The 23,260-nt window shown below is 58.4% G+C and carries 24 protein-coding genes and 1 riboswitch; of the genes, 10 read left to right on the top strand and 14 right to left on the bottom strand.

The genetic code is table 11. The features are described 5' to 3' along the window. Positions 1-3: 3 nt before the first annotated feature. From pmrB to yvcK, 4 genes are all read right to left on the bottom strand, one after another. Complete coding sequence (pmrB, locus tag RTN40_RS13545; RefSeq protein ID WP_312228910.1) at positions 4-1,098, bottom strand: two-component system sensor histidine kinase PmrB; 1,095 nt, start codon at positions 1,096-1,098, stop codon at positions 4-6. 4 nt (positions 1,099-1,102) lie between these two features. Then, positions 1,103-1,774, bottom strand: a complete 672-nt coding sequence (gene pmrA, locus RTN40_RS13550) for a two-component system response regulator PmrA (RefSeq protein ID WP_312228911.1) — start codon at positions 1,772-1,774, stop codon at positions 1,103-1,105. 3 nt (positions 1,775-1,777) lie between these two features. After that, positions 1,778-3,415, bottom strand: a complete 1,638-nt coding sequence (eptA, locus tag RTN40_RS13555; RefSeq protein WP_312228912.1) for a phosphoethanolamine transferase EptA — start codon at positions 3,413-3,415, stop codon at positions 1,778-1,780. A 92-nt stretch (positions 3,416-3,507) separates the two neighbouring features. Beyond that, entirely contained in the window at positions 3,508-4,416 is a 909-nt protein-coding gene (gene yvcK, locus RTN40_RS13560; RefSeq protein WP_312228913.1) for a uridine diphosphate-N-acetylglucosamine-binding protein YvcK, read from the bottom strand. Between the two features lie 214 nt (positions 4,417-4,630). Beyond that, positions 4,631-4,764, top strand: a riboswitch (molybdenum cofactor riboswitch). Between yvcK and moaA the strand changes: the two genes are divergently transcribed. The 6 genes from moaA (at position 4,752) to RTN40_RS13590 (ending at position 8,218) form a co-directional block, all read left to right on the top strand. After that, positions 4,752-5,741: a GTP 3',8-cyclase MoaA gene (gene moaA / locus RTN40_RS13565; RefSeq protein ID WP_312228914.1), complete on the top strand. Its 990-nt coding sequence runs from the start codon at positions 4,752-4,754 to the stop codon at positions 5,739-5,741. It overlaps the preceding riboswitch by 13 nt. A 20-nt stretch (positions 5,742-5,761) precedes the next feature. Then, positions 5,762-6,274 (top strand): molybdenum cofactor biosynthesis protein B, encoded by a 513-nt coding sequence (gene moaB, locus RTN40_RS13570; protein WP_312228915.1) that lies wholly within the window; start codon positions 5,762-5,764, stop codon positions 6,272-6,274. 3 nt (positions 6,275-6,277) lie between these two features. Beyond that, positions 6,278-6,763, top strand: coding sequence for a cyclic pyranopterin monophosphate synthase MoaC (gene moaC, locus RTN40_RS13575; protein ID WP_312228916.1), 486 nt, complete (start codon positions 6,278-6,280; stop codon positions 6,761-6,763). Next, complete coding sequence (moaD, locus tag RTN40_RS13580) at positions 6,756-7,001, top strand: molybdopterin synthase sulfur carrier subunit (protein WP_312228917.1); 246 nt, start codon at positions 6,756-6,758, stop codon at positions 6,999-7,001. Before moaC ends, moaD begins: the two co-directional genes overlap by 8 nt. 1 nt (position 7,002) lies before the next feature. Beyond that, entirely contained in the window at positions 7,003-7,455 is a 453-nt protein-coding gene (moaE, locus tag RTN40_RS13585; protein WP_312228918.1) for a molybdopterin synthase catalytic subunit MoaE, read from the top strand. Positions 7,456-7,513: 58 nt separating this feature from the next. Further along, the gene (locus RTN40_RS13590) at positions 7,514-8,218 is read left to right on the top strand and encodes a Bax inhibitor-1/YccA family protein (RefSeq protein ID WP_312210202.1); all 705 of its coding nucleotides are present in this window, start codon (positions 7,514-7,516) and stop codon (positions 8,216-8,218) included. A gap of 45 nt (positions 8,219-8,263) precedes the next feature. Here RTN40_RS13590 and RTN40_RS13595 read toward each other — a convergent pair whose 3' ends face one another. From RTN40_RS13595 to RTN40_RS13605, 3 genes are read right to left on the bottom strand one after another with little or no spacing between them, the layout of a single operon-like run. Further along, complete coding sequence (locus RTN40_RS13595; protein ID WP_312228919.1) at positions 8,264-9,226, bottom strand: lysylphosphatidylglycerol synthase domain-containing protein; 963 nt, start codon at positions 9,224-9,226, stop codon at positions 8,264-8,266. Continuing rightward, the gene (clsB, locus tag RTN40_RS13600; protein ID WP_312228920.1) at positions 9,226-10,473 is read right to left on the bottom strand and encodes a cardiolipin synthase ClsB; all 1,248 of its coding nucleotides are present in this window, start codon (positions 10,471-10,473) and stop codon (positions 9,226-9,228) included. Before clsB ends, RTN40_RS13595 begins: the two co-directional genes overlap by 1 nt. Then, a complete protein-coding gene (locus RTN40_RS13605) occupies positions 10,470-11,231 on the bottom strand; it encodes an endonuclease/exonuclease/phosphatase family protein (protein WP_312228921.1) in 762 nt (253 codons plus the stop codon). Before RTN40_RS13605 ends, clsB begins: the two co-directional genes overlap by 4 nt. Before the next feature lie 133 nt (positions 11,232-11,364). On the opposite strand from RTN40_RS13605, the gene RTN40_RS13610 reads away from it, so the two are divergent. Further along, positions 11,365-11,775: a YbhQ family protein gene (locus RTN40_RS13610; RefSeq protein ID WP_312228922.1), complete on the top strand. Its 411-nt coding sequence runs from the start codon at positions 11,365-11,367 to the stop codon at positions 11,773-11,775. On the opposite strand, the gene RTN40_RS13615 is transcribed toward RTN40_RS13610, so the two are convergent. Genes RTN40_RS13615 through cecR form a run of 5 tightly spaced genes read right to left on the bottom strand, consistent with a single transcriptional unit; the run spans position 11,737 to position 17,377 of the window. After that, on the bottom strand, positions 11,737-12,843 hold the full coding sequence (locus RTN40_RS13615; protein ID WP_312228923.1) for an ABC transporter permease: 1,107 nt from the start codon (positions 12,841-12,843) through the stop codon (positions 11,737-11,739). The two genes, RTN40_RS13610 and RTN40_RS13615, sit on opposite strands and share 39 nt — an antisense overlap. Positions 12,844-12,852: 9 nt before the next feature. Continuing rightward, complete coding sequence (locus RTN40_RS13620) at positions 12,853-13,986, bottom strand: ABC transporter permease (protein WP_312228924.1); 1,134 nt, start codon at positions 13,984-13,986, stop codon at positions 12,853-12,855. Next, positions 13,976-15,715: an ATP-binding cassette domain-containing protein gene (locus RTN40_RS13625; RefSeq protein WP_312228925.1), complete on the bottom strand. Its 1,740-nt coding sequence runs from the start codon at positions 15,713-15,715 to the stop codon at positions 13,976-13,978. Before RTN40_RS13625 ends, RTN40_RS13620 begins: the two co-directional genes overlap by 11 nt. Next, a complete protein-coding gene (gene hlyD, locus RTN40_RS13630; RefSeq protein WP_312228926.1) occupies positions 15,708-16,703 on the bottom strand; it encodes a secretion protein HlyD in 996 nt (331 codons plus the stop codon). Before hlyD ends, RTN40_RS13625 begins: the two co-directional genes overlap by 8 nt. Next, positions 16,700-17,377, bottom strand: coding sequence for a transcriptional regulator CecR (cecR, locus tag RTN40_RS13635; protein WP_312228927.1), 678 nt, complete (start codon positions 17,375-17,377; stop codon positions 16,700-16,702). The genes hlyD and cecR overlap by 4 nt, the downstream gene beginning before the upstream one ends. A 231-nt stretch (positions 17,378-17,608) precedes the next feature. Here cecR and rhlE point away from each other — a divergent pair, with 231 nt between their 5' ends. The 3 genes from rhlE to ybiB all read left to right on the top strand — a co-directional run bounded on the left by rhlE (position 17,609) and on the right by ybiB (position 22,205). Then, positions 17,609-18,970: an ATP-dependent RNA helicase RhlE gene (gene rhlE, locus RTN40_RS13640; protein ID WP_312228928.1), complete on the top strand. Its 1,362-nt coding sequence runs from the start codon at positions 17,609-17,611 to the stop codon at positions 18,968-18,970. Between the two features lie 96 nt (positions 18,971-19,066). After that, complete coding sequence (gene dinG, locus RTN40_RS13645) at positions 19,067-21,211, top strand: ATP-dependent DNA helicase DinG (protein WP_312228929.1); 2,145 nt, start codon at positions 19,067-19,069, stop codon at positions 21,209-21,211. Between the two features lie 28 nt (positions 21,212-21,239). Next, complete coding sequence (ybiB, locus tag RTN40_RS13650; RefSeq protein WP_312228930.1) at positions 21,240-22,205, top strand: DNA-binding protein YbiB; 966 nt, start codon at positions 21,240-21,242, stop codon at positions 22,203-22,205. A 136-nt stretch (positions 22,206-22,341) separates the two neighbouring features. Here the strand turns inward: ybiB and ybiJ are convergent, their stop codons facing one another. Together ybiJ and RTN40_RS13660 are read right to left on the bottom strand one after the other, a co-directional pair. Further along, complete coding sequence (gene ybiJ, locus RTN40_RS13655) at positions 22,342-22,602, bottom strand: DUF1471 family protein YbiJ (RefSeq protein ID WP_312228931.1); 261 nt, start codon at positions 22,600-22,602, stop codon at positions 22,342-22,344. Positions 22,603-22,887: 285 nt separating this feature from the next. Then, a complete protein-coding gene (locus tag RTN40_RS13660) occupies positions 22,888-23,154 on the bottom strand; it encodes a DksA/TraR family C4-type zinc finger protein (protein ID WP_312228932.1) in 267 nt (88 codons plus the stop codon). Between the last annotated feature and the right edge of the window lie 106 nt (positions 23,155-23,260).

A 23,260-nucleotide genomic window follows, 5' to 3' on the forward strand; every position in this document is an offset into this window, starting at 1 on the left:
CGCTTAAATAACAGGCGGGAACCGCACCCAGGCCCGTACGCCGGGCTTCGGCGTGCGGTTATGCAGGTAGAACTGCCCGTCGTGCAGCTGGGCGATGCGGCTGACGATGCTCAACCCTAACCCAATGCCGCCGTAGCGGCTGTCCATGCGTACAAAGGCTTTGCTCAGCTCTTTGCTTTTCGCCTCGTCCACGCCGGAGCCTTCATCTTCCACCGCCAGTACCGGGGCTGGCGTCTGCTCAAGCTTGAGGGTAATAACGCTTTTCTCCGGGCTGTAGCGGTGGGCGTTCTCTACCAGGTTTCTCAGCAGCACGCGGAGCTGAACGGCGTCCCCGCGTACCGCCACGTCCTCCTGACGAGCGGGCAGCACCAGACTCTGCTGGCGGACGCTCAGCATTGTTTGTAGCTCATCCTGTAGCGGCAGTATCACGTCGCGGATCAGCATCACTTGCTGGTAGCTGCCGGCTGAAAACGACTGCGCCATGCGCGCCAGTTGCAGCAGCTGAGAGACGCTCTCTGTCATCTGGTCGATGCGCAAAATCAGGCGGCTAACGTCAACGGAAGGGTGGCTTTTCGCCAGCAGCTCCAGATGCAGGCGCAGCCCTGCCAGCGGGGTGCGCAGCTCGTGAGCTACGTCGGCAGTAAAAAGACGCTCGCGGTCGAGCGTCAGGTTCAGGCGCGCAACCAGCCCGTTAATGGCCGAGCTGACCGCTTCTACCTCAGCCGAGGGGTTATTGAGTACAATCGGCTGGAGGTTATCAGGGGTGCGTAGCTCCAGCTCGCGCTGCAGATCGCTCAGCGGACGGGTGATTAGCTTTACCGCCTGCATGCAGAGCAGCAGCGCTATGCCGATGATAAACAGGCTCGGCACCAGCAGGCTGGCAACCGCCTCGTGCACCTCGCGCTCAATATGGGCATGGTTGTTGTGCTTGTAGATTGCACTCTCAACCAGCAGCTGGATCTGCTCCTTGCTCTCGTGCCACAGCCAGAAGACGCTGATAAGCTGAAACAGAACCAGAATCGATCCAATGGTGAGCAGCAAACGTCCGCGCAGCGTCCAGCGGGCAGGGGAAAGCCCCTTTTTTATCTTCTCTGGCATAGGGTCAGGTTGTCTGCTCCGTTTTAATCAGCTGGTAGCCAAAACCGCGTACCGTGCGGATGCGATCTTTACCAATCTTATCCCGCAGGTTGTGGATATGCACCTCGAGGGTATTGGTGGCCGGCTCATTATCCCAGTTATAGATGTCATTATAGAGGATCTCCCGGTGTACCGGGCTGCCCGCCTTGAGCATCAGGCGTGACAGCAGGGCGTACTCTTTTGGCGTCAGATCCATAGAGTGCCCGGCCAGCCATACCTGGCGGGTATTAACGTTCAGACGCAGGTCGTCAACGACGATTTCGCTGTCTCCCTGGTTATTGTGGCGACGCAGCAGCGCCCGGATGCGGGCGTTAAGCTCCTCCAGCGCAAAAGGCTTGATGAGATAGTCATCCGCGCCCGCGTCCAGCCCGCAGATACGATCTTCTACGGTATCCCGGGCGGTGAGGATCAGCACCGGCAGGGAGACTTTCTCCCGCCGCAGTCGCTGTAGCAAATGCAGGCCATCTTCGTCCGGCAGGCCCAGGTCCAGCACAATCAGGCTATAGTGTCCTGAACCCAGGCACAGCATGGCCTCCCGGCTGGTACTCACGCCGTCGCAGGCGTACCCCTCTGACTGCATTGCCAGGACCAGTCCCTGCAACAGCAACGCATCATCTTCTACGATTAATATTTTCATTAATTAAGACTCCCTGCACGCGGCTAAAATATCATCGGCTGGCTGGTACACCTGGGTCTGCACGCCCGTGATGCCCAGCATGGTTGAGAACAGGTTGTCCTGCGAAAAAGCCTCGCTGGCAGCGCGTTTTTGCAGGCACGCTTCACTCACCCGGTAACGCTGCTGAAAATCCTGCGACAGCCAGATCAGCATCGGCACGTGTTTCTGTGACTCCGGGGCGATGGCGTAGGGCAGGCCATGCAGATAGACGCCGTCTTCGCCTAAGGACTCGCCGTGATCCGAGAGATAAACCAGGCTGGTGGTAAATTTGTTCTGCTGCGACTGTAGCAATTTTATCGCTTTATCGACGACATAATCGACGTACAGTACCGTATTATCGTAAGTATTCTTTAGCTGCTGTTGCGAACAGGTCTGAATTTCGTTGGTATCGCAGGTTGGCGTGAACTTCCTGAACTGCGGCGGATAGCGTTCGTAATAGGTAGGGCCGTGGCTGCCGATGGTGTGCAGCACGATCAAACCGTCACCCTGTAGATTATCGATGTACTGTGCCAGACCGTGGAAGAGAATATCGTCATGGCACTCCCCTGCGGTACAGAGGTCGGCAAGGTTAAGCTGGGTAACATCCTGGTGGGGAACCCGATCGCAGGCACCTTTGCAGCCGCCGTCATTCTCATTCCACAGCACCTGAACACCCGCGCGCTGGATAATATCCAGCAGGCCTTCCCGATGGTGGGCCAACTGTTCGTCGTAGTTTTTGCGCGCCATCCCAGAGAACATGCAGGGAACGGAGACCGCCGTCACCGTGCCGCAGGAGCTGGTCTGCGGAAAGTAGATCACATTATCCTGCTTAAGTCGCGGATTGGTGTCGCGCGCGTAGCCGGAGAGTGAAAAATCCTCTGCCCGCGAGGTCTCTCCCACCACCAGGATGGTTAAATTCTTCTTCGTACCCTGATGCATCTGCGGGTCGAGCTTAGCGTCTTCCCCCAGCTTCACCAGCGGCAGGTTATCCATCTGATGATGCTTATAGTAAGAGTAGATGGCGGTAATGCTGTTTGACGGCCCGAGGGATTTTACCAGCTCGCGATTATTACGAAACAGCGAGGCGTAGTCCTTATAGAAAAAGAGCGATATCAGCAGCAGCACGGCAACCGACACGAGGATATTTACACCTCGCCTCAGCAGGCTACGCCAGCCGGAGGGGTGTTTTTTAATTCTCAGCCAGCAGGCCAGCATGGCCATCAGCACCCCGGAGAGTCCTATCGTCAGCAGCAGCTGCGGCGTAATCAGGGCAAAACTCTCGGCGGGGGTCGTATCGAGAATATTGGCAATCATGGTACGGTCGATAATGACGCCGTAGGTCCAGATAAAGTACTGGGTAGAGGCGCAGAGCAGAATAAACAGAACGATCAGTAGCCGATCCAGCCAAACAAACGAGGCCAGGGCGATCAGAATATTGATCACGCAGAAGGCGACAACCGGCATCGATAGAAATACTGCCAGCGTCCGCGCCGAGTGTACCGGCAGCAGCGTGAAGGCCTGGTGATAGAACACCATGTTCAGCGCGACGGCAATATAAAATGCGAACAGCAGTGTAAAGGTCATGCGCCCTAGGGCAGGCCTGTAGAACGGGAACATACGCATACATTACTTCCAGAAAAGAGTATGTTGCGTATGCTCACAGAAGAGGGTTAAGGGAACCTTAAGTTCTTCAGAAAAGTGCGGGCGTACGAAAATTAGCCCAGCCGCTGAACGGCCTGCTCCAGGGCGACGCGCAGCAGATGACGATCGTGATGATGGGGAACGTCGCTGGCCTCAAGCACCTCCTGGACCACGAGGCGGTCGCTAAGCGCCGCCGTCTCCGCCTCCGGCCCTACCACGACAGCGTCCACGATCCGCTTGCCGACGCGCTGCTCCATCAGGGCCAGCTTAGCGGCCAGATCCATCCGTGCAGCCTCGGCGCTCAGCTCTTTACCTAAGTTGTCGATATAGACTACCGGAGCCGGGGTGCGGCGCAGCGCCTGAGCCAGATCGCTAAGCAGCACCAGCGGCATCAGGCTGGTATAAAAGCTGCCGGGACCAATCAGGATCAGATCTGCTTCGGCAATCGCGTCTACCGCCTCGCGGGTCGCGGGTACGGAGGGGAAGAGCATTAGCTCCTGAATGGACGTAGTTAGCCCGTCAATATTTACCTCGCCGTAGACCGTGTGCCCATCACTGTCGATAGCCATCAGATCCACCGGCTGCTCCGACATTGGGATCAAAAACGCATCAACCTTCAGCAGGTTGCGAATTAAATTGATCGCTTCCAGAGGCCTGACGCTAAGGTGGTCCAGCGCCTTTAACATCAAATTTCCGAGGTTATGGCCTGAAAGCTCGCCATTACCGGTAAAACGATACTCAAACATCGCTGAGGCGACGCTCTGCTCGGTAATTAACTGGTTTAAACAGTTACGCATATCGCCCCAGGCGATGCCGCCCTCGGCGCGACGAATACGCCCGGTTGACCCGCCGTTATCGGTGGTGGTGACGATCCCCGTCAGCCTTGAACCCAGCGATCCCAGCGAGGACATAACACGACCCAGCCCGTGTCCGCCGCCGAGGGCGACAACCCGGTCAAGATCCGCAAGCGTACGACTACGCATAACTCTTCCTTAATGGCTAAAAAACTGCGCTACGTTAACCTAAATACCACTTAAAGACGATGCCCCATGCGGGTGAAAATGATGCATATCAAGGCAAGAGGCTGATTTTCACGTATTCTGTAACGAAAATGCATGATTAAGCCGCTATATACATGTTTATATAGCGATGGGTGGGGATGGCGAAAGTCGCTTTATCGCGCTACTATCGCTATCTATAGCGTTAACACACTCTAGCCTCTGTGCCTACGTCTTGATGATACGGTGCTTTGGCCGTGGCAGTTGCCACCAGGGTGCAGGAAGAAATGACTGCATCTCCCGTATTTGGAAAGGTGTACATGGCCTCACAGCTTACCGATGCATTCGCGCGTAAGTTCTATTACCTGCGTCTGTCTATTACCGACGTGTGCAATTTTCGTTGCACCTACTGCCTGCCCGATGGCTACAAGCCGGGCGGGGTCACCAACAAAAGCTTTCTGACCCTCGACGAGATCCGCCGGGTGACCCGTGCGTTTTCCGCGCTTGGCACCGAGAAGGTGCGGCTGACCGGCGGAGAACCCTCCCTGCGTCGCGACTTTACCGAGATCATCGCCGCAGTGCGGGAGAATGCCGCTATCCGCCAGCTGGCGGTGACCACCAACGGCTATCGCCTGGCGCGGGACGTGGCTGGCTGGCGCGACGCCGGGCTGACCGCCATCAACGTCAGCGTTGATAGCCTTGATGCTCGCCAGTTCCATGCCATCACCGGGCAGGATAAGTTCCACCAGGTGATGCAGGGCATTGATGCCGCCTTTGACGCGGGCTTTGAGAAGGTCAAGGTCAACACCGTGCTGATGCGCGACGTCAACCACCATCAGCTTGATACCTTCCTGGCGTGGATCCAGTCCCGCCCCATTCAGCTGCGCTTTATCGAGCTGATGGAGACCGGCGAGGGGAGCGATCTGTTTCGCAAGCACCACCTCTCCGGCATGGTACTGCGCGATGAGCTGCTGCGTCGCGGCTGGATCCAGAAGCTGCGCGGCCGTAGCGACGGCCCGGCGCAGGTCTTCTGCCACCCGGACTACAGCGGTGAAATTGGCCTGATCATGCCCTACGAGAAAGACTTCTGCGCCAGCTGTAACCGCCTGCGCGTCTCGTCAGTGGGCAAGCTGCACCTCTGCCTGTTTGGCGACGGCGGCGTAAGCCTGCGCGATCTGCTGGCGGAAGACGCCCAGCAGGCAGCGCTGGAGGCACGCATCGCTGAGGCGCTGACGCACAAGAAGCAGACCCACTTCCTGCATCAGGGCAATACTGGCATCACGCAAAATCTTTCCTATATTGGCGGATAAACCTTACAAGGAGACAGTTTATGAGTCAGGCCAGCGCAGAGTTTGTCCCGGCACGCATTGCCGTGCTGACCGTTTCCAGCCGTCGCGGTGAAGAGGAGGATACCTCCGGCCACTTCCTGCGCGATGCAGCACATGACGTCGGTCATCAGGTGGTGGCGAAAGCCATCGTCAAGGAGGATCGCTATGCCATTCGCGCCCAGGTCTCGGCGTGGATCGCCAGTGATGAGGTGCAGGTTATTGTGATCAACGGCGGCACGGGCTTTACCGCCAGCGATCAGACCCCGGAGGCGCTGCTGCCGCTTTTCGATCGCGAAGTCGAAGGTTTCGGCGAGGTGTTCCGCATGCTCTCCTTTGAGGAGATCGGCACCGCTACGCTCCAGTCCCGCGCGGTGGCCGGCATCGCCAACAACACGCTGATTTTTGCTATGCCTGGCTCAACCAAAGCCTGTCGTACCGCATGGGAGAATATCATTGCGCCGCAGCTCGATGCGCGCACCCGTCCGTGCAATTTTCACCCCCATTTGAAGAAATAAGCTATGTCTCAACTGACCCATATTAACGCCGCCGGTGAGGCGCACATGGTTGACGTCTCGGCAAAAGCAGAGACGGTGCGAGAGGCACAGGCGGAAGCCTTTATCTCCATGCTCCCTGAGACGCTGGCGATGATTATCGACGGCAGCCACCACAAGGGCGACGTCTTCGCTACCGCGCGTATTGCCGGTATCCAGGCAGCGAAGCGCACCTGGGAGCTGATCCCCCTGTGCCACCCACTGATGCTCAGCAAGGTCGAAGTGAATTTAGAGGCGCAGCCGGAACACAATCGGGTGCGCATTACGTCACTCTGCCGCCTGACTGGCAAAACCGGCGTTGAGATGGAGGCGCTAACCGCGGCCTCGGTGGCGGCGCTGACCATTTATGACATGTGTAAAGCGGTACAGAAAGATATGGTGATTGGCCCGGTTCGCCTGCTGGCGAAGAGCGGTGGCAAATCCGGTGATTTCAGGGCGGGTAACGATGATTAAAGTGCTTTTTTTTGCTCAGGTACGGGAGCTGGTGGGCTGCGATAGCCTGACGCTGGAGAGTGAGTTTCAAAGCGTTGAAGCCCTGCGCCAGCAGCTGGCCGCCCGAGGCGACCGCTGGGCGCTGGCGCTGGAGGAGGGTCGCCTGCTGGTGGCGGTCAACCAGACCCTGGTGAGCTTTGACCATCCGGTAGTGAGCGGCGACGAAGTCGCACTCTTCCCACCGGTCACGGGAGGCTAAGATGAGCGATACCCGCATTCGCGTAGGCCTCGATCCCTTTAGCGTCGGTGATGAGTACACCTGGCTGGCAGAACGCGACGAAGACGGGGCGGTAGTGACCTTCACCGGCAAGGTGCGCAATCATAATCTCGGTGACAGCGTGCGCGCCCTGACCCTGGAGCACTACCCTGGCATGACCGAAAAAACGCTGGCGGATATCGTTCAGCAGGCCCGCGATCGCTGGCCACTGGGCCGCGTCACGGTGATCCATCGCATTGGCGAGCTATGGCCAGGGGATGAGATTGTCTTCGTTGGCGTCACCAGCGTCCATCGCGGTAGCGCCTTTGCCGCCGGAGAGTACATGATGGACTACCTGAAGACCCGTGCCCCCTTCTGGAAGCGAGAGGCGACGGAGGAGGGCGATCGTTGGGTCGAGGCGCGGGAGAGCGACCAGCAGGCGGCTAAGCGCTGGTAAGCCGCTTTCCTGAGGATGTGTTACCCTTAGAAGCGTGTTCACTTAACAGGAGTTAATCATGGACCGATTCCCACGATCCGATTCAATTGTCCAGGCCCGCGGCGGGCTGCAAACCTACATGGCTCAGGTCTACGGTTGGATGACCTGCGGGCTGTTCCTGACGGCGTTTATCGCCTGGTTCGCGGCCAATACCCCCGCGGTGATGATGTTTGTCTTCTCCAGCAAAATCACCTTCTTTGGCCTGATCATTGCCCAACTGGCGCTGGTGTTCGTGCTCTCCGGGCTGGTGCATAAGCTCAGCGCGGCGATGGCCACCACGCTGTTTATGCTCTACTCGGCGCTGACCGGTTTGACCCTCGCCAGTATCTTTGTGGTCTACACCTACTCGTCCATCGCCAGCACTTTTGTGGTCACTGGCGGCATGTTCGGGGCCATGAGCCTCTACGGTTACACCACTAAGCGCGATCTCAGCGGCTTCGGCAATATGCTGTTTATGGCGCTGATAGGGATTGTGCTGGCCTCGCTGGTCAATTTCTGGCTGAAGAGCGAGACGCTGATGTGGATAGTGACCTATATCGGGGTGATCGTCTTTGTTGGTCTGACGGCCTATGACACCCAAAAGCTGAAGAACATCGGCGAGCAGATTGATGTCAGCGACACGGGTAACCTGCGTAAATACGCTATCCTGGGTGCGCTGACGCTCTATCTGGACTTTATCAACCTGTTCCTGATGCTGCTGCGGATTTTTGGTAATCGTAGATAAGCATAAAGCCGGGCGGCATGTTGCCTGCCCGGCCTGTAACCTCTTCTATTTCTGCATTGCTCTCTCGTTCTTCGCCCGCAGCTTCTTCGCCCGACTCTCCAGCACCAGATAGCACACCAGCGCCAGCATCAGCGGCAGGAAGTAGTAGAGCACGCGATAGGCGAGGAGGGCGGCGATAATCTTACCGTGAGAAACATGCTCACCCGCCAGCAGGGCGATAAATACCGCTTCCAGCACGCCGATCCCTGCCGGAATATGGACGATCACCCCTGCGATACTACTCACCAGCAGCACACCCAGCACGAAGAAGTAATTCACCTCCTGGCCCAGCAGCAGCCAGATAATGGCGCCCATCGCCATCCAGTTAGCGCTGGAGATCACCATCTGTGCCAGAGCAAACTTAAACGACGGCAGCACCAGCTTCTGGCCCTTCACCGTCATATGGCGGCGTTTTGCAAAGGCGCAGAACCAGAGGTAGGCGGCGATCATCAGCAGCAGCACTACACCAACGATGCGCAGCGTACCTTCGTCGATATACCAGTGCGAGGGCAGCTGAACGATGCCAAAGGTAAAGATGATCCCACCGAGGAGAATATACCCCAGCCAGTTGGTGGTAATGCTTAACGAGAAGATACGGGTGATGGTGCTGCTGGGCAGGCCGAGGCGAGAGTAGAGGCGGTAGCGCATACCAATCCCGCCGACCCAGGTACTGAGCGTCAGGTTAAAGGCGTAGCAGATAAAGGAGACCAGCATCACCTGCCGCGCCGCCAGCTTGTGACCGCAGTAGGCACGGGCCAGCAGATCGTAACAGCCATAAAGCAGATAGCTCACCACCACCAGCGCGGCAGAGATCACCAGCGGCGTGCGGTTGTAGTTACGAATAACGTTCCAGACGTCGCCCCAGTCCACCGTGCGGGCATAGACCACCAGCAGCACCGTCACGGCAATAAAGAAGACCCAGGTCAGGATCTTTTTCGCCAGCCGCCAGCGAGGATGTGATTTGCTCATCAGGAGTTAACCTCTCTGCTTTCCGTATCGACGCGATCCTGAGTCTCCATCTCCGGCTGAACCGGAGGCTTTACGAGTGACAGCTTAGGCGTATGGGCCGGCAGCCAGCCCACCATGGCCGGGAATTTACGCAGGAAGTGGAAGACCACCACGCTTTTTGCCAGGTTCCACCAGGTACGTCTTGGTACCATGGTCTCATCAACCCGCACGCAGTCGTTCTGCAGGATGCCGTTCAGGTTGTCGCGCAGGGTCTGGTTAAAGCCGCGGTCATGGATGATCAAGTTAGCTTCCAGGTTAAGGGAGAGGCTAAGAGGATCGAGGTTGCTGGAGCCGACGGTGGCCCAATGATCGTCCATCACTGCCACCTTGCCGTGCAGCGGACGGCGGCGGTACTCATACACCTGCACGCCGCCTTTCACCAGATAGTTATAGAGCAGACGCGCGCCCACCTTAACAATCGGCATATCCGGCTCGCCCTGAACAATCAGTTTTACCGTTACGCCACGACGGGCAGCGTTGCGCATCGCATGCAGCAGGCGGTAGCCGGGGAAGAAGTAGGCATTAGCGATGATCACTTCACGTTTCGCATTCGCCAGCATCTTCAGATAGTGTCGCTCAATGTCGTCCCGGTGATCGTCATTATCGCGCCAGACAAACAGCGCCTGCGCCTCTCCGGGCTGGCGGTTCTCCGGTGCCTGATGACGGCGGCGCTGCTGCCACCAGCGGCGAGTCTGGGCATGCTCCGGCAGGTTCTCCAGCTCGAACTGCAGGATATCTTCCACCACTGGACCTTCGACCCGCACGGCGTAATCCTGCTTGGCCTCCGGGCCATAGTCGCTCATGTGCTCAGCAGAGTAGTTAATCCCGCCGACAAAGGCCACGGTGCTGTCGATCACCACAATCTTGCGGTGCATCCGGCGGAAAACGTTGGTGCGCATACCCAACAGCGGCGGGCGCGGATCGTAGTAGCGGAACACCACGCCAGCGGCAGTAAGCTGGCCGACAAACTCATCGCTAAGATCGGGAGATCCGTAGCCGTCCAGCAGCACTTCGATATTCACTCCGCGCTGGGCGGTACGCAGCAGCACGGCGTGCAGCTTGCGGCCCACCTCATCGTCAAACCAGATAAAGGTTTCCAGGATCACCTTACGCTGTGCCTGCTCGATAGCTTTAAACACAGCCGGGTAGTATTCGTCACCGTTCTCCAGCAGCTGGATGCGGTTTCCTTCTCGCCATCCGCATTTCATAAATGAATCTCCGCGCTCAGTGGGGCATGATCGGACAAATGACGCCAGTTACGCAGCGGCAGGGCCGTAGGGGCGCTGGCGTTGGCGTTCTTAACGTAAATACGGTCAAGACGCAGCAGCGGCAGGCTGACCGGAAACGTACGCGCCGGGCGGCCCTTGGCCCGGGTAAAGATCTCCTCCAGCCCCGCCTGTTTTTTCAGCGGGTAGTTAGCTTTGACCCGCCAGTCGTTAAAGTCGCCCGCCACCAGCACCGGCTCGCCTTCCGGGAAAGAATTTACCCACTCGGCCAGCATGTTAAGCTGGGCCTGGCGGTGCGATTCGCGTAACCCGAGATGGACGCAGATAACGTGGATCGGGCGGTTAGTCTGCGGCGGTACAATGCGGCAGTAGAGCAGGCCGCGCTTCTCGCTGCCGTCGACGGAGACGTCGCGGTTCTCATAGTGGACGATCGGATAGCGGGAGAGCACCGCATTACCATGATGCCCTTCAGGATAGACGGCGTTACGTCCGTAAGCGAAGTCGCTCCACATCGTATCGGCCAGAAATTCATAGTGTGTCGTGTCGGGCCAGTTTTCCACGTGCAGCGGATGCACCTCGTGCGCGCCCATCACCTCCTGCAGGCAGACAATATCCGCGCCGACGGTACGAACCGCGTCGCGTAACTCCGGTAAAATAAAGCGCTTGTTAAACGCGGTGAATCCCTTATGTGTGTTAATAGTGAGTACTTTTAAAGAGAATGGCCGATTCTGTTCTGTCATCTTGTATCCCGCCAGTGACACTGTCCTGATGGAAATAAAGTGTAGTATCTGTCACAAAAAGATGCGGCCTTACGGATTTTTCCGTAAAGTCCGGTAATCTCAACAACAGATAAAATTCTTCAGGAGAGAATCCATGAAGTGGCAACAGCGTATTCGTGTAGCAACCGGCCTCGGTTGCTGGCAGATTATGTCGCATTTTATTGTCGTGGCGGCGCTGGTAATGGGCTGGATGAGCGGGGCGCTGGTGCGCGTCGGCTTAAGCCTGTGCGTAGTTTACGGCATTACGGTATTGCTGATGCTGGTTCTGCAGCGGCATCATGACGGACTCTGGCGTGAAGTAGGGGATTTCCTCGAGGAGCTGACCACCTCCTGGTACTTTGGCGCCTCCCTGATTGCGCTCTGGCTGCTCTCCCGTGTAGTTCATAACGACCTGCTGCTGGCTCCGGTAGGGCTGGCGATCCTTGCTGGCCCGGCGATTGTGTCGCTGCTGGCAAAAGATAAGAAACTACGCGACATTCCGCCGGAACATCGCATAGGCCACTGATCCCGTTGTGGCCGCGATAGCCAGCAGCGGCCACAGACTTCCCCAGACAATATCCAGACTCGCATCCTTCAGATAGATCTGCTTGGTGATATCGGTGAAATGCCGAATCGGATTGACCCATGTCAGATGTTGCAGCCAGACCGGCATGTTCTCCACCGGCGACACGTAGCCTGAAAGCAGGATCGCCGGCATCATAAAGACAAACACGCCGATAAACGCCTGCTGCTGCGTGGCGCAGAGCGCGGAGATCAGCAGGCCAAAGCCCACCAGCGACAGCCCATAGATCAGCATCGTAAAGTAGAACAGCAGCAGCGATCCGGCGAAGGGGATCTGATAGGCCCAGATGCCGATCCCCAGCACGATGCTGGCCTGGAAGGTGGCGACAATCAATGCTGGAACCGCTTTGCCGACGAAAATCTGCCAGGTGGCGAGAGGCGAGACCAGCAGCTGATCGAGCGTACCCTGTTCCCGCTCGCGGGCTACCGACAGCGAGGTGACAATCATCACGCCGATGGTGGTGATCATGGCGATCAGCGACGGCACCACGAACCATTTATAGTCGAGGTTGGGGTTGTACCAGTTCCTGACCACCAGCTCGCTGTTGTTAGGCTTCGCTTTTCCTGTCATCAACTCCTGCTGATAATCCTTTACCACCTGCTGAAGATAGTTGGCGGCGATCTGGGCGCTGTTCGAGTTGCGTCCGTCAAGGATCAGCTGCATCGGGGCGGTCTGGAAAGTATCGAGGTTGCGCGAGAAATCCGCCGGGAAGCGCACCAGCAGCAGCGCCTTTTGCGTATCGAGGGTGGGCTGAATCTCTTGCGGGCTTCTCAGCAGCAGGACGTGGGTAAAGGCTTTGGCGCGGGCAAAGCGCTGGGTCAGCTCCACCGAGTGCCTGCCGCTGTCTTCGTTATAAATGGCGATGGTGGCGTTGGTCACCTCGAGGGTGGCGGCAAAAGGGAACAGCAGCACCTGGATCAGTACCGGTACAATCAGGATCGCGCGGGTCTGCGGCTCCCGCAGCAGGGATTGCAGCTCTTTGCGGATCAGCGTCCATAAGCGGTGAAACATATGCGCTCCTTAATCCAGTCGCCGTTTGGTTTTCATCCATGTCAGGCCGATAAACATCACCGCCGACGCCAGTAAAAACAGCGTATTCACGATCAGCACCACCGGGATATTTCCCGCCAGGAACAGGCTTTGCAGGGTGCTGACAAAATAGCGCGCCGGAATGATCCATGTCACCGCGCGGATAATGGCTGGCATGCTGTCAATCTGGAAAATAAAGCCCGACAGCATAATCGATGGCAGAAACGCGGCGTTGAGCGCCACCTGCGCGGCGTTAAACTGGTTGCGGGTCACGGTGGAAATAAGCAGCCCCATCCCGAGGGTGCTGAGCAAAAACAGGCTGCTGATAAAAAACAGCAGGATCAGCGAGCCACGGTAGGGCACGCCGAGAATAAACACCGAGACCAGCATACAGAGCAGCATCGCCAGCATGCCGAGGAAGTAGTAGGGGATCAGCTTGCAGAGCAGCAGTTCGACGCGGGTCACCTCCGTGGAGAGTAACGCCTCCATGGTGCCGCGCTCCCACTCGCGGGCGATCACCAGCGAGGTGAGGATGGCCCCGATCACCGTCATGATGATGGTCACCGCGCCGGGGATAATAAAGTGCTGGCTGATGGCGGCCGGGTTAAACCAGTAGCGGGTCTGAACGTCGATCAGCGGCTCAAACGTTTCGCCCCGATCCTCTGCACGCTGCATCTGCCATAGCTGCCAGATCCCCTCCGCGTAACCCTGCACAAAGTTGGCGGTATTCGGCTCGCTGCCGTCGGTGATCACCTGAATAGGGGCATCGACGCCAGGGCGCGCCATATTGGCGGCAAAATCCACCGGGATCACCACCATGCCGCGAATGCGCCCGGCCTGCATCTTTTCAATCAGCTCCTGACGACTGTCGCTGATGGTGGCATCGATATAGGGCGAGCCGGTCATGGCGTGGGCGAAGTCCAGCGCCTCTTCGCTGCGCTGCTCCAGCAGGATCCCCACCCGCAGGCGACTGGAGTCGAGATTAATCCCGTAGCCGAAGATAAACAGCAGCAGGAGAGGGATCAGCACCGCAATCAGCCAACTGCTGGGATCGCGCACGATCTGTCGCGTCTCTTTGACGCAGAGGGCGCGTACCCGCCGCCATGACACTGCGCTATGGCTCATCGGCATGCTCCTTATCCCAGTCGTTGATCAGCCGAATAAACGCCTGCTCCATTGTCGGGTCCGCCTGTTCCGCATCCGCGGCCTGGGCTTTCAGATCGTCCGGCGTGCCGTGGGCGATCAGCTTTCCGCGATAGACCAGCCCGATACGGTCGCAATACTCCGCCTCATCCATAAAGTGGGTAGTGACCATCACGGTAACGCCTTTCTCAACCATGCTGTTGATATGCAGCCAGAACTCGCGGCGGGTAAGGGGATCGACGCCGGAGGTCGGTTCGTCGAGAAACAGGATATCCGGCTCGTGCATCAGCGAGCAGGCCAGTGCCAGCCGCTGCTTGAAGCCCAGCGGCAGGGCGTCGGTGGCGTGCGAGGCGATGCTGGTCAGGCTGAAGGCCTCGCTCATACGGGCGATCTTCTCGTTCTGCGCCCGGCCACGCAGGCCGTAGACCCCGGAGAAGAAGCGCAGGTTCTGCTCCACGGTGAGGTTGCCGTAGAGAGAGAACTTCTGCGCCATATAGCCTAAACGCTGGCGCGCCTTGCCGGAGCTGATCTTCAGATCCATCCCCAGTACCAGCGCTTTGCCAGAGGTAGGCACCAGCAGGCCGCACATCATCTTAAAGGTAGTGGACTTCCCCGCGCCGTTTGGCCCCAGCAGGCCGAAGATCTCTCCGCGCTTAACGGCAAAATCGACGTTGTCCGTCGCCGCAAAGTCACCGAATTTTTTTGTCAGCGATTTTGCCTCAATCACCGTCTCTCCCGGCGTCCCCTCCACGGTGTGCAGGATCGCCCCGAGAGGTGACTCCTGGGTTCCCGCCCCGCCAAGCAGGTCGATAAAGGCATCTTCGAAGCGCGGCGTGGTCTCGGCTATTTCAATCTCTGGTATCCCCTCCGCGCGACGAATATCTTCCGCGCTGGACTCTTTGGTGAGGATCAGGCGCACCGAGCGGCCCTGGATCATCCCGTCGCTCACCTGCGGCAGCCTCAGCACCCGCCGTAGCAGCCTGCGGTTAGACTCCTGAGGGCTGTGCAGCAGAAAGCTGCGTCCCGCCATGCTCTGGGTTAACGTCCTGGGCTGGCCTTGATACAGTAGCTCACCTTCGTTGAGCAGCAACACGTCGCGGCACTGCTCGGCTTCATCAAGATAGGAGGTGCTCCAGAGGATCAGCATCCCTTCGCCCGCCAGCTCGTGCACCATCTGCCACAGCTCGCGACGTGAAATGGGATCCACGCCGACGCCAGGTTCATCCAGCAGCAGGACGTTGGGTTCGCCTACCAGGGTGCAGGCCAGGCCCAGCTTCTGCTTCATCCCGCCGGAAAGCTTGCCTGCCAGCCGATCGGTGAAGGGACCGAGGGCGGTAAATTCCAGCAGCCGGGCAAAGGTGTTGTGCCGCGTTTCACCGACAACGCTGCGCAGATCGGCATACAGGTTCAGGTTCTCCATCACCGTGAGATCTTCATACAGGCCGAACTTCTGCGGCATATAGCCCAGCGAGGCATGCAGGGCGCGGTCGTCGTGAATGGGATCGAGACCCAGCACGCTGGCGCTGCCTGCGTCAGGCTTTAGCAGCCCGGCAAGCATGCGCATCAGGGTGGTTTTTCCCGCACCGTCTGGCCCTACCAGCCCGGTAACGTACCCGCTCTGGATGGTGCAGGTGAGCGGCGCGACGGCGGGCTTCTCCATGCCCGGAAAGCGTTTTACCAGGCCATTAAGCCGGATCGCTGTGTCACTCATTGCCTTGTCCATCGTTAAACCGGACGGTTACCGGCATCCCCTGGCGCAGGGCGTCATCCGCGTCGGTCACGATAATCCGCAGGCGGTAGACTAGATCGGTGCGCAGATCCGGCGTTTCGACGGTTTTTGGCGTAAATTCGGCGGTGGGCGAGACGAAGCCCACTTTACCGCGGTAGGGCCTGTCCGGGCGGCCATCGGTGTAGAGCAGCAGCTCGCTGCCGGGTTTGGCCCGGCCCAGATTGGGTTCATCTATATAGGCACGCACCCATACCGGGCGAGTCAGCGACAGGGTCAGCACGGTGCTGCCTGCGCTGAGCATGCTGCCCGGCTCTACGGCGCGGGTCATCAGCGTGCCGTCGGCGGGGGCCACCAGGGTGGTATCATGCAGATCCAGTTCCGCCTGCGCCAGCTGGGCCTGAGCCTGTTCGAGGCTGGCCTTGGCCTGGGCGATATCCTGCGGCCGGTTGCCGGTGCGGTATTGGCTCAGCTTATCCTCGGCGGATTTCAGCGTCGCCCGAGCCTGATCCCGGGACGAGCGGGCATTCTCCAGATCGTTGGCGGAAATGGTGCGGCTTTTCCACAGCCCCTGCTGGCGGGTATAGAAGTTCTGCGCGTAGTCGTAAGCCGCTTTGGCTTGCCTTACCGCCGCCTCGGTCTGGGCTATCTCTTCATCACGGTAGCCCGCCTGCATTAAGTCATACTGCGCCTGGGCGACGGCAACGCTCGCTCTGGCCTGCATCAACGCATTTTCATAGGGTGCTTTGTCCAGCGTGCCTACTATTTGCCCGGCTTTTATCTCGTCCCCTTCATCAACGGCAAGGGATGCCAGGCGCCCACCCACGCGAAAGCTCATATTAACCGTACGAATATCGACGTTGCCGTAGAGGGTCAGAGCGCGATCCTGCTGGCTTTGATACCACAGCCAGCCGCCGACGGCGGCAGCGAGCACAACAACCACCGCCAGCAGGGCGACGACGGGTTTTTTCATGGCTTCAGGCTCCTTTGCGTTAGTCCATGCAGGATCAGATCAAGGTGGCAGGCGATAACGTCATTAATCTGCGCGACGTTATTTTCATCAAACTGCGTCCAGCCAGTGCGTAATAGGATGGTTTCCCGGCCCAGACGAAAGGCGAGCACCTCGCCCAGCAGGGCATGGGTATGCAAAATGGTCTGCGTATCAGCAGGATCGCGGCCGGTGTAGGCGGCAATAAGCTGGGTCAGGTAGGTGTGCATGGGGGAGATAACCCGATCGTGAACCCGTTGATAGGCCGCGGTGGGGGAGAGCTGTTCCCGTGAGATAAATTTGCTCAGGCTTAGCGTGTCATCCTGAGTCAGAAGCTGGATCATATTGCCGCAGGCGGTAAGGATCAGCTGGCGAATAGCCTCCCGATCCGGCGTAGGGGCGCTAAGCAGCGCGGCGGCGGCCTCCACCAGTGGCTGAAACTGGCTACCAATAAAGTCGGCGATCCAGTCAGCGCAGGCGAGGTAAAGATCCTCCTTTGAGCCGAAGTAGTAGGGGATCGCCGCGATGTTTTGCCCGGCCTGCGCGGCGATGTCACGGGTAGTGGCATGCAGGCCGTATTCACCAAACTGAGCCAGCGCGGCGGCGATTAGCTGACGTTTAGCGTGCTCACCTTTCGTCGTTGTCGGGATCGTATTCATAGCGTCGCTAAAATTAATCAATCGATTGATTAATATTATGCTTGTTTTTTGAGCATGTCTATGCGGCTGGAGAATTATTTTGTTAATGAATGGACGTGGGATATTTTATGCGCCGAATCACAAAAGCTGCTACACTCCGCCCCTTCATGACACTGTGGTTTTTGTCATCTGTTTCGTTACCTATCTCCCTGAAAACTACACCTGAAACGGTCGGGGCGGTTCGGAGTTGTTATGTCTTTTGAAGCACTGGGTTTAAACCCTGAGATCCTGCGCGCCGTTGCCGAGCAGGGCTACCGCGAACCTACCCCTATCCAACAGCAGGCAATTCCCGCCGTGCTGCAGGGGCGTGACCTGATGGCCAGCGCCCAGACCGGTACCGGTAAAACTGCGGGCTTTACCTTGCCGCTGTTACAGCGTCTTATTACCAGCGAACCCCATGCCAAAGGGCGTCGCCCGGTACGTGCGCTGATCCTTACTCCCACCCGCGAGCTGGCGGCTCAGGTAGGCGAGAACGTGCGTGAGTACAGCCAGTACCTCAACGTACGTTCGCTGGTGGTTTTCGGCGGCGTGAGCATTAACCCACAGATGATGAAGCTTCGCGGCGGCGTTGACGTACTGGTCGCCACCCCGGGCCGTCTGCTGGATCTGGAGCACCAGAACGCCGTGAAGCTGGACGGGATTGAGATCCTGGTGCTGGACGAAGCTGATCGCATGCTGGACATGGGCTTTATCCACGACATTCGCCGCGTGCTGGCGAAGCTGCCGGCTAAGCGTCAGAACCTGCTCTTCTCCGCCACCTTCTCGGATGAGATCAAAACGCTGGCGGAGAAGCTGCTGCACAACCCGCTGGAGATCGAAGTGGCGCGCCGCAATACCGCGTCCGAGCAGGTCACTCAGCATGTTCACTTTGTTGATAAGAAACGCAAGCGCGAGCTGCTGTCGCAGATGATTGGCGAGGGCAACTGGCAGCAGGTGCTGGTCTTTACCCGCACCAAACACGGTGCGAACCACCTGGCGGAGCAGCTGAATAAAGACGGCATCCGCAGCGCTGCCATCCACGGTAACAAGAGCCAGGGTGCCCGTACCCGGGCGCTGGCCGATTTTAAAACCGGTGATATCCGTGTGCTGGTGGCAACCGACATTGCCGCCCGTGGCCTCGATATCGAAGAATTGCCGCACGTAGTCAACTACGAGCTGCCGAACGTGCCGGAAGACTATGTGCACCGCATCGGGCGTACCGGCCGTGCCGCGGCTACCGGCGAAGCGCTGTCGCTGGTCTGCGTCGACGAGCACAAACTGCTGCGTGACATTGAGCGTCTGCTGAAAAAAGAGATCCCGCGCATTGCGCTGGCGGGCTACGAGCCGGACCCGTCGATCAAAGCCGAGCCGATCCAGAACGGTCGCCAGCAGCGTGGCGGCGGCGGTGGACGCGGGCAGGGCGGCGGCCGCGGTCAGCAGCAGCCGCGCCGTAGCGAAGGTCGCAGCGAAGGCGGCGCGCCAAAATCAAGCCAGCCTCGCCGCAGCGGCGATGCGAAACCCGCCGGGGAGCAGGCGCGCCGTCGCCGTCCGCGTAAACCGTCGGCATCGCAGTAATCCTGAAGCCCGGCCGCAAAGCCGGGCTTTTCTTTTGCGGCATGCCAGCTATCGTGAGACAATAGTGGCTGTTTATACAGTACTTCAGGTCTCCCGATGGCTCTTTCCGCCGCGCTGAAAGCGCAGATTGCCGCCTGGTATAAGGCGCTACAGCAACAGATCCCCGACTTCATTCCGCGCGCACCGCAGCGGCAGATGATCGCTGACGTCGCCAAAACTCTGGCTGGGGAAGAGGGACGGCATCTGGCCATTGAGGCGCCGACCGGCGTCGGTAAGACGCTCTCCTATCTCATTCCCGGCATCGCCATCGCGCGCGAAGAGCAGAAGACCCTTGTGATCAGCACTGCCAACGTCGCGTTGCAGGATCAAATCTTCAGCAAGGATCTCCCGCTGCTGAAGAAGATCATCCCCGATCTGCGCTTTACCGCTGCCTTTGGCCGCGGACGCTACGTCTGTCCACGTAACCTGACGGCCCTTGCGAGCAGCGAGGCCACCCAGCAGGATCTGCTGGCCTTTCTTGACGACGAGCTAACGCCCAACAGCAAAGAGGAGCAGCAGCGCTGCGCTAAACTCAAGGCCGACCTCGACAGCTACCGCTGGGACGGTCTGCGCGATCATACCGATCAGAATATTGAAGATGGACTCTGGCGGCGGCTCAGCACCGACAAAGCCAGCTGTCTCAACCGCAACTGTCACTACTACCGCGAGTGCCCGTTTTTTGTCGCCCGCCGGGAGGTGCAGGAGGCCGAGGTGGTGGTGGCCAACCACGCCTTAGTCATGGCGGCAATGGAGTCCGAGGCGGTGCTACCGGAGCCGAAAAACCTGCTGCTGGTGCTGGATGAGGGTCACCATCTGCCGGACGTCGCCCGCGACGCGCTGGAGATGAGCGCCGAGATCACCGCCCCCTGGTATCGGCTCCAGCTCGATCTCTTCAGCAAGCTGGTAGCGACCTGCATGGAGCAGTTCCGCCCGAAGACTACGCCGCCGCTGGCGCTGCCGGAGCGGCTCAACGCCCACTGTGAAGAGCTGTATGAACTTATCGCCTCGCTAAATGCGATCCTCGGGCTTTATATGCCCGCCGGTACGGAAGCGGAGCACCGCTTTGCCATGGGCGAGCTGCCTGACGAGGTGATGGAGATCTGCCTGCGGCTGGCGAAGCTGACCGAGATGCTGCGCGGCCTGGCGGAGCTGTTCTTAAACGATCTCAGTGAAAAGACCGGTCAGCACGATATTGTCCGCCTGCACCGGGTGATTTTGCAGATGAACCGCGCCCTGGGTATGTTCGAGAGCCAGAGCAAGCTGTGGCGGCTGGCCTCAATGGCCCAGGCGTCGGGTGCGCCGGTGACCAAATGGGCCACCCGGGAACTGGTTGACGGCCAGATGCACCTCTTCTTCCACTGCGTTGGCATCCGCGTCAGCGATCAGCTAGAGAAGCTGCTGTGGCGCAGCGTGCCGCATATTGTCGTGACGTCGGCCACCTTACGCTCCCTCAATAGCTTTTCTCGCTTGCAGGAGATGAGCGGCCTGAAGGAGAAAGCCGGGGATCGCTTCGTGACCCTCGACTCGCCCTTTAACCACATTGAGCAGGGCAGGCTTGTGATCCCGCAGATGCGCTACGAGCCGCTGATGGAGCACGAAGAGAAGCATATCGCCGAGATGGCGGCCTACTTCCGCGAGCAGGTTGAGAAAAAAGCGCACCCCGGCATGCTGGTGCTGTTTGCCAGCAATCGCGCCATGCAGCTGTTCCTGACCTACGTCACCGATCTGCGCCTGATGCTGCTGGTGCAGGGGGATCAGCCGCGCTACCGGCTGGTGGAGCTGCACCGCAAACGCATCGACGAGGGCGAGCGCAGCGTGCTGGTGGGGCTTCAGTCGTTTGCCGAAGGGTTGGATCTCAAAGGGGACTACCTGACTCAGGTGCATATCCATAAGATTGCCTTTCCGCCTATCGACAGCCCGGTAGTGATCACCGAAGGCGAGTGGCTGAAGAGCCTCAACCGCTATCCCTTTGAAGTCCAGAGCCTGCCGAGCGCCTCTTTTAACCTTATCCAGCAGGTAGGACGGCTGATCCGTAGCCACAGCTGTCGGGGGGAAGTGGTGATCTACGATCGGCGGCTGCTCTCCAAAGGCTACGGGAAACGGCTGCTTGATGCGCTGCCTGTTTTTCCTATTTCCCAACCGGACGTGCCTGACGTTATAGTAAAAAGTAAACCAAAACAGAATCGTCGTCGGCGACGCTGATCATCACCTATGACGCAAGGAGTTAGCTATGGATTTCCGCAAAATCATCAAAGAGGTTGGGCGCGGTAAAAATCACGCCCGCGATTTGGATTTTGATACCGCACGGGCGTTATACACCCACATGCTCAACGGCGAGGTGGCGGATCTGGAGATGGGCGGGATCCTGATCGCTCTGCGCATCAAAGGCGAGGGTGAGGCGGAGATGTTGGGCTTCTACGAGGCGATGCAGGCCCAGACCATGCGCCTGACGCCGCCGGTAGCGAAGCCAATGCCCATCGTCATTCCTACCTATAACGGTGCGCGCAGGCAGGCGAACCTGACTCCGCTGCTGGCGATGCTGCTCCAGCGGCTTGGTTTTCCGGTGCTGGTGCACGGCGTGAGCGAAGATCGCGATCGTGTCATCTCGGAAACCATTTTTAACCTGCTCGGCATTGAGCCGACTCTGACCGCTGGTCAGGCGCAGGCGAAGCTGGAGGGGCGCAATCCGGTATACGTACCCGTTAGCGCGCTTTGTCCGCCGCTGGAGAAGCAGCTGGATATGCGCTGGCGCATGGGGGTGCGTAATAGCGCCCATACCCTGGCCAAGCTGGCGACCCCTTTTGCGGAAGATGCCGCCCTGCGTCTCTCCAGCGTCTCTCATCCCGAGTACGTCACGCGAGTCGCGAAGTTCTTCAGCGACATCGGCGGGCGCGGGCTGCTGATGCACGGTACGGAGGGGGAGGTGTATGCCAATCCTCAACGCTGCCCGCAGCTAACGTTGATTGATGCCCGGGGCGCGCGCGTCCTGAGCGAGCGGCAGGACGAAACGGCGGAACAGGCTGTGCTGCCCGCCAGTAAAGATCCAGAGGTGACCGCCCGCTGGACGGAACGTTGTCTGGTGGGAAGCGAGCCGGTGCCGGAATCGTTGAAGCGGCAAATTGCCTGCTGTTTTGTCGGCACGGGTGAAGTGGAGACCCTGGAGCAGGGCCTGGCACGCGTGGCGCAGCATTTTTGATAAACACCGGGCAAAAAAAAGCCCGTCCAGAACCGGACGGGCAACAAGGGTAACAACAAACAGGGTCAATGCAGTAATAATGAGGGGTAATACAACCCGCCGGTGATGAGCCGACGGGACAGACACGGTAAGGCGATTACTGATAGATAACCGCAGTACCGCTCATTTTGTTGTAGGCGTTGGCAGAGGTAATGCTATAGCCTTTTGCGCCTGCAGCTGCAGCTTTCTCAGCCAGCTGTGCTTCCAGACCATCCAGCGTGGTCGCGCCCTGCGCGGAAACAACGCCGATTTTATGCATGCTCTGGGCCTGTTCAGCGGTAACTGCCTGGGCGGCAAACGCGCCAAAAGAGAGAGTCGTCAGTGCAAGAGCAGCAACAGCATATTTGATGGTTTTCATGGTTCAATTCTCGCAGTTTGTTCTGTATGGGGGACGATGTTCCGTCGATGTGATGAGTATCACGTTTTTTTGCGAGAGATTAAATCGAATAGAATTGACGACCTTCATCTAAAATTTTGAACGATCGTTAATATATTGAAATAGAATGATTTTTAACAGGAATTATTCATGGTGTGGCTGATTTATGTCGTGCCGCCGTTTTAGCGGCACGAAATGCCACTTCAGCAACGCTTTTTTGTGATGCAAATCGCAACCGCTTGCGCTGCCTCCGTCGCCGCTATTCAGTTAACGAAGCTGGCTGTCTTTCGAACCTCTACGGTTATATCCTGAAAACGAGGCATTTTTCAAATCTTTCTTCTGCTGGCAATCCACGCACAGCCGAACGCCCGGGATCGCTTTGCGGCGCGCTTCGGGAATCGTTGCTCCACACTCATCACATTCGTGCAGGCTCTCTCCCTTCGGCAGTTCACGGCGCGCGCGGGCTACCGCATCGTCAATGGTGCTGTCGATCTGATCCTGTACCGCACCGTCGTTTGCCCAACCTGAAGCCATAGCGCTCTCCTTAGTGAAGTATATGACTTAATTATAGCAAAGAGGTCTGGACTCACGCTGAACTGAATACTTTTAGCACTTTTTGGCTTAAAGACGACGGCAGGGT

The organism is Pseudescherichia sp., assembly GCF_031987975.1.
Classification (GTDB): Bacteria; Pseudomonadota; Gammaproteobacteria; order Enterobacterales; family Enterobacteriaceae; genus Pseudescherichia.

What these genes read in the sequence shown, in the direction of transcription:
- pmrB (WP_312228910.1), bottom strand. Translation starts at nt 1,098, where the DNA reads ATGCCAGAGAAGATAAAAAAGGGGCTTTCCCCTGCCCGCTGGACGCTG.
- pmrA (WP_312228911.1), bottom strand. Translation starts at nt 1,774, where the DNA reads ATGAAAATATTAATCGTAGAAGATGATGCGTTGCTGTTGCAGGGACTG.
- eptA (WP_312228912.1), bottom strand. Translation starts at nt 3,415, where the DNA reads ATGCGTATGTTCCCGTTCTACAGGCCTGCCCTAGGGCGCATGACCTTT.
- yvcK (WP_312228913.1), bottom strand. Translation starts at nt 4,416, where the DNA reads ATGCGTAGTCGTACGCTTGCGGATCTTGACCGGGTTGTCGCCCTCGGC.
- moaA (WP_312228914.1), top strand. Translation starts at nt 4,752, where the DNA reads ATGGCCTCACAGCTTACCGATGCATTCGCGCGTAAGTTCTATTACCTG.
- moaB (WP_312228915.1), top strand. Translation starts at nt 5,762, where the DNA reads ATGAGTCAGGCCAGCGCAGAGTTTGTCCCGGCACGCATTGCCGTGCTG.
- moaC (WP_312228916.1), top strand. Translation starts at nt 6,278, where the DNA reads ATGTCTCAACTGACCCATATTAACGCCGCCGGTGAGGCGCACATGGTT.
- moaD (WP_312228917.1), top strand. Translation starts at nt 6,756, where the DNA reads ATGATTAAAGTGCTTTTTTTTGCTCAGGTACGGGAGCTGGTGGGCTGC.
- moaE (WP_312228918.1), top strand. Translation starts at nt 7,003, where the DNA reads ATGAGCGATACCCGCATTCGCGTAGGCCTCGATCCCTTTAGCGTCGGT.
- RTN40_RS13590 (WP_312210202.1), top strand. Translation starts at nt 7,514, where the DNA reads ATGGACCGATTCCCACGATCCGATTCAATTGTCCAGGCCCGCGGCGGG.
- RTN40_RS13595 (WP_312228919.1), bottom strand. Translation starts at nt 9,226, where the DNA reads ATGAGCAAATCACATCCTCGCTGGCGGCTGGCGAAAAAGATCCTGACC.
- clsB (WP_312228920.1), bottom strand. Translation starts at nt 10,473, where the DNA reads ATGAAATGCGGATGGCGAGAAGGAAACCGCATCCAGCTGCTGGAGAAC.
- RTN40_RS13605 (WP_312228921.1), bottom strand. Translation starts at nt 11,231, where the DNA reads ATGACAGAACAGAATCGGCCATTCTCTTTAAAAGTACTCACTATTAAC.
- RTN40_RS13610 (WP_312228922.1), top strand. Translation starts at nt 11,365, where the DNA reads ATGAAGTGGCAACAGCGTATTCGTGTAGCAACCGGCCTCGGTTGCTGG.
- RTN40_RS13615 (WP_312228923.1), bottom strand. Translation starts at nt 12,843, where the DNA reads ATGTTTCACCGCTTATGGACGCTGATCCGCAAAGAGCTGCAATCCCTG.
- RTN40_RS13620 (WP_312228924.1), bottom strand. Translation starts at nt 13,986, where the DNA reads ATGAGCCATAGCGCAGTGTCATGGCGGCGGGTACGCGCCCTCTGCGTC.
- RTN40_RS13625 (WP_312228925.1), bottom strand. Translation starts at nt 15,715, where the DNA reads ATGAGTGACACAGCGATCCGGCTTAATGGCCTGGTAAAACGCTTTCCG.
- hlyD (WP_312228926.1), bottom strand. Translation starts at nt 16,703, where the DNA reads ATGAAAAAACCCGTCGTCGCCCTGCTGGCGGTGGTTGTTGTGCTCGCT.
- cecR (WP_312228927.1), bottom strand. Translation starts at nt 17,377, where the DNA reads ATGAATACGATCCCGACAACGACGAAAGGTGAGCACGCTAAACGTCAG.
- rhlE (WP_312228928.1), top strand. Translation starts at nt 17,609, where the DNA reads ATGTCTTTTGAAGCACTGGGTTTAAACCCTGAGATCCTGCGCGCCGTT.
- dinG (WP_312228929.1), top strand. Translation starts at nt 19,067, where the DNA reads ATGGCTCTTTCCGCCGCGCTGAAAGCGCAGATTGCCGCCTGGTATAAG.
- ybiB (WP_312228930.1), top strand. Translation starts at nt 21,240, where the DNA reads ATGGATTTCCGCAAAATCATCAAAGAGGTTGGGCGCGGTAAAAATCAC.
- ybiJ (WP_312228931.1), bottom strand. Translation starts at nt 22,602, where the DNA reads ATGAAAACCATCAAATATGCTGTTGCTGCTCTTGCACTGACGACTCTC.
- RTN40_RS13660 (WP_312228932.1), bottom strand. Translation starts at nt 23,154, where the DNA reads ATGGCTTCAGGTTGGGCAAACGACGGTGCGGTACAGGATCAGATCGAC.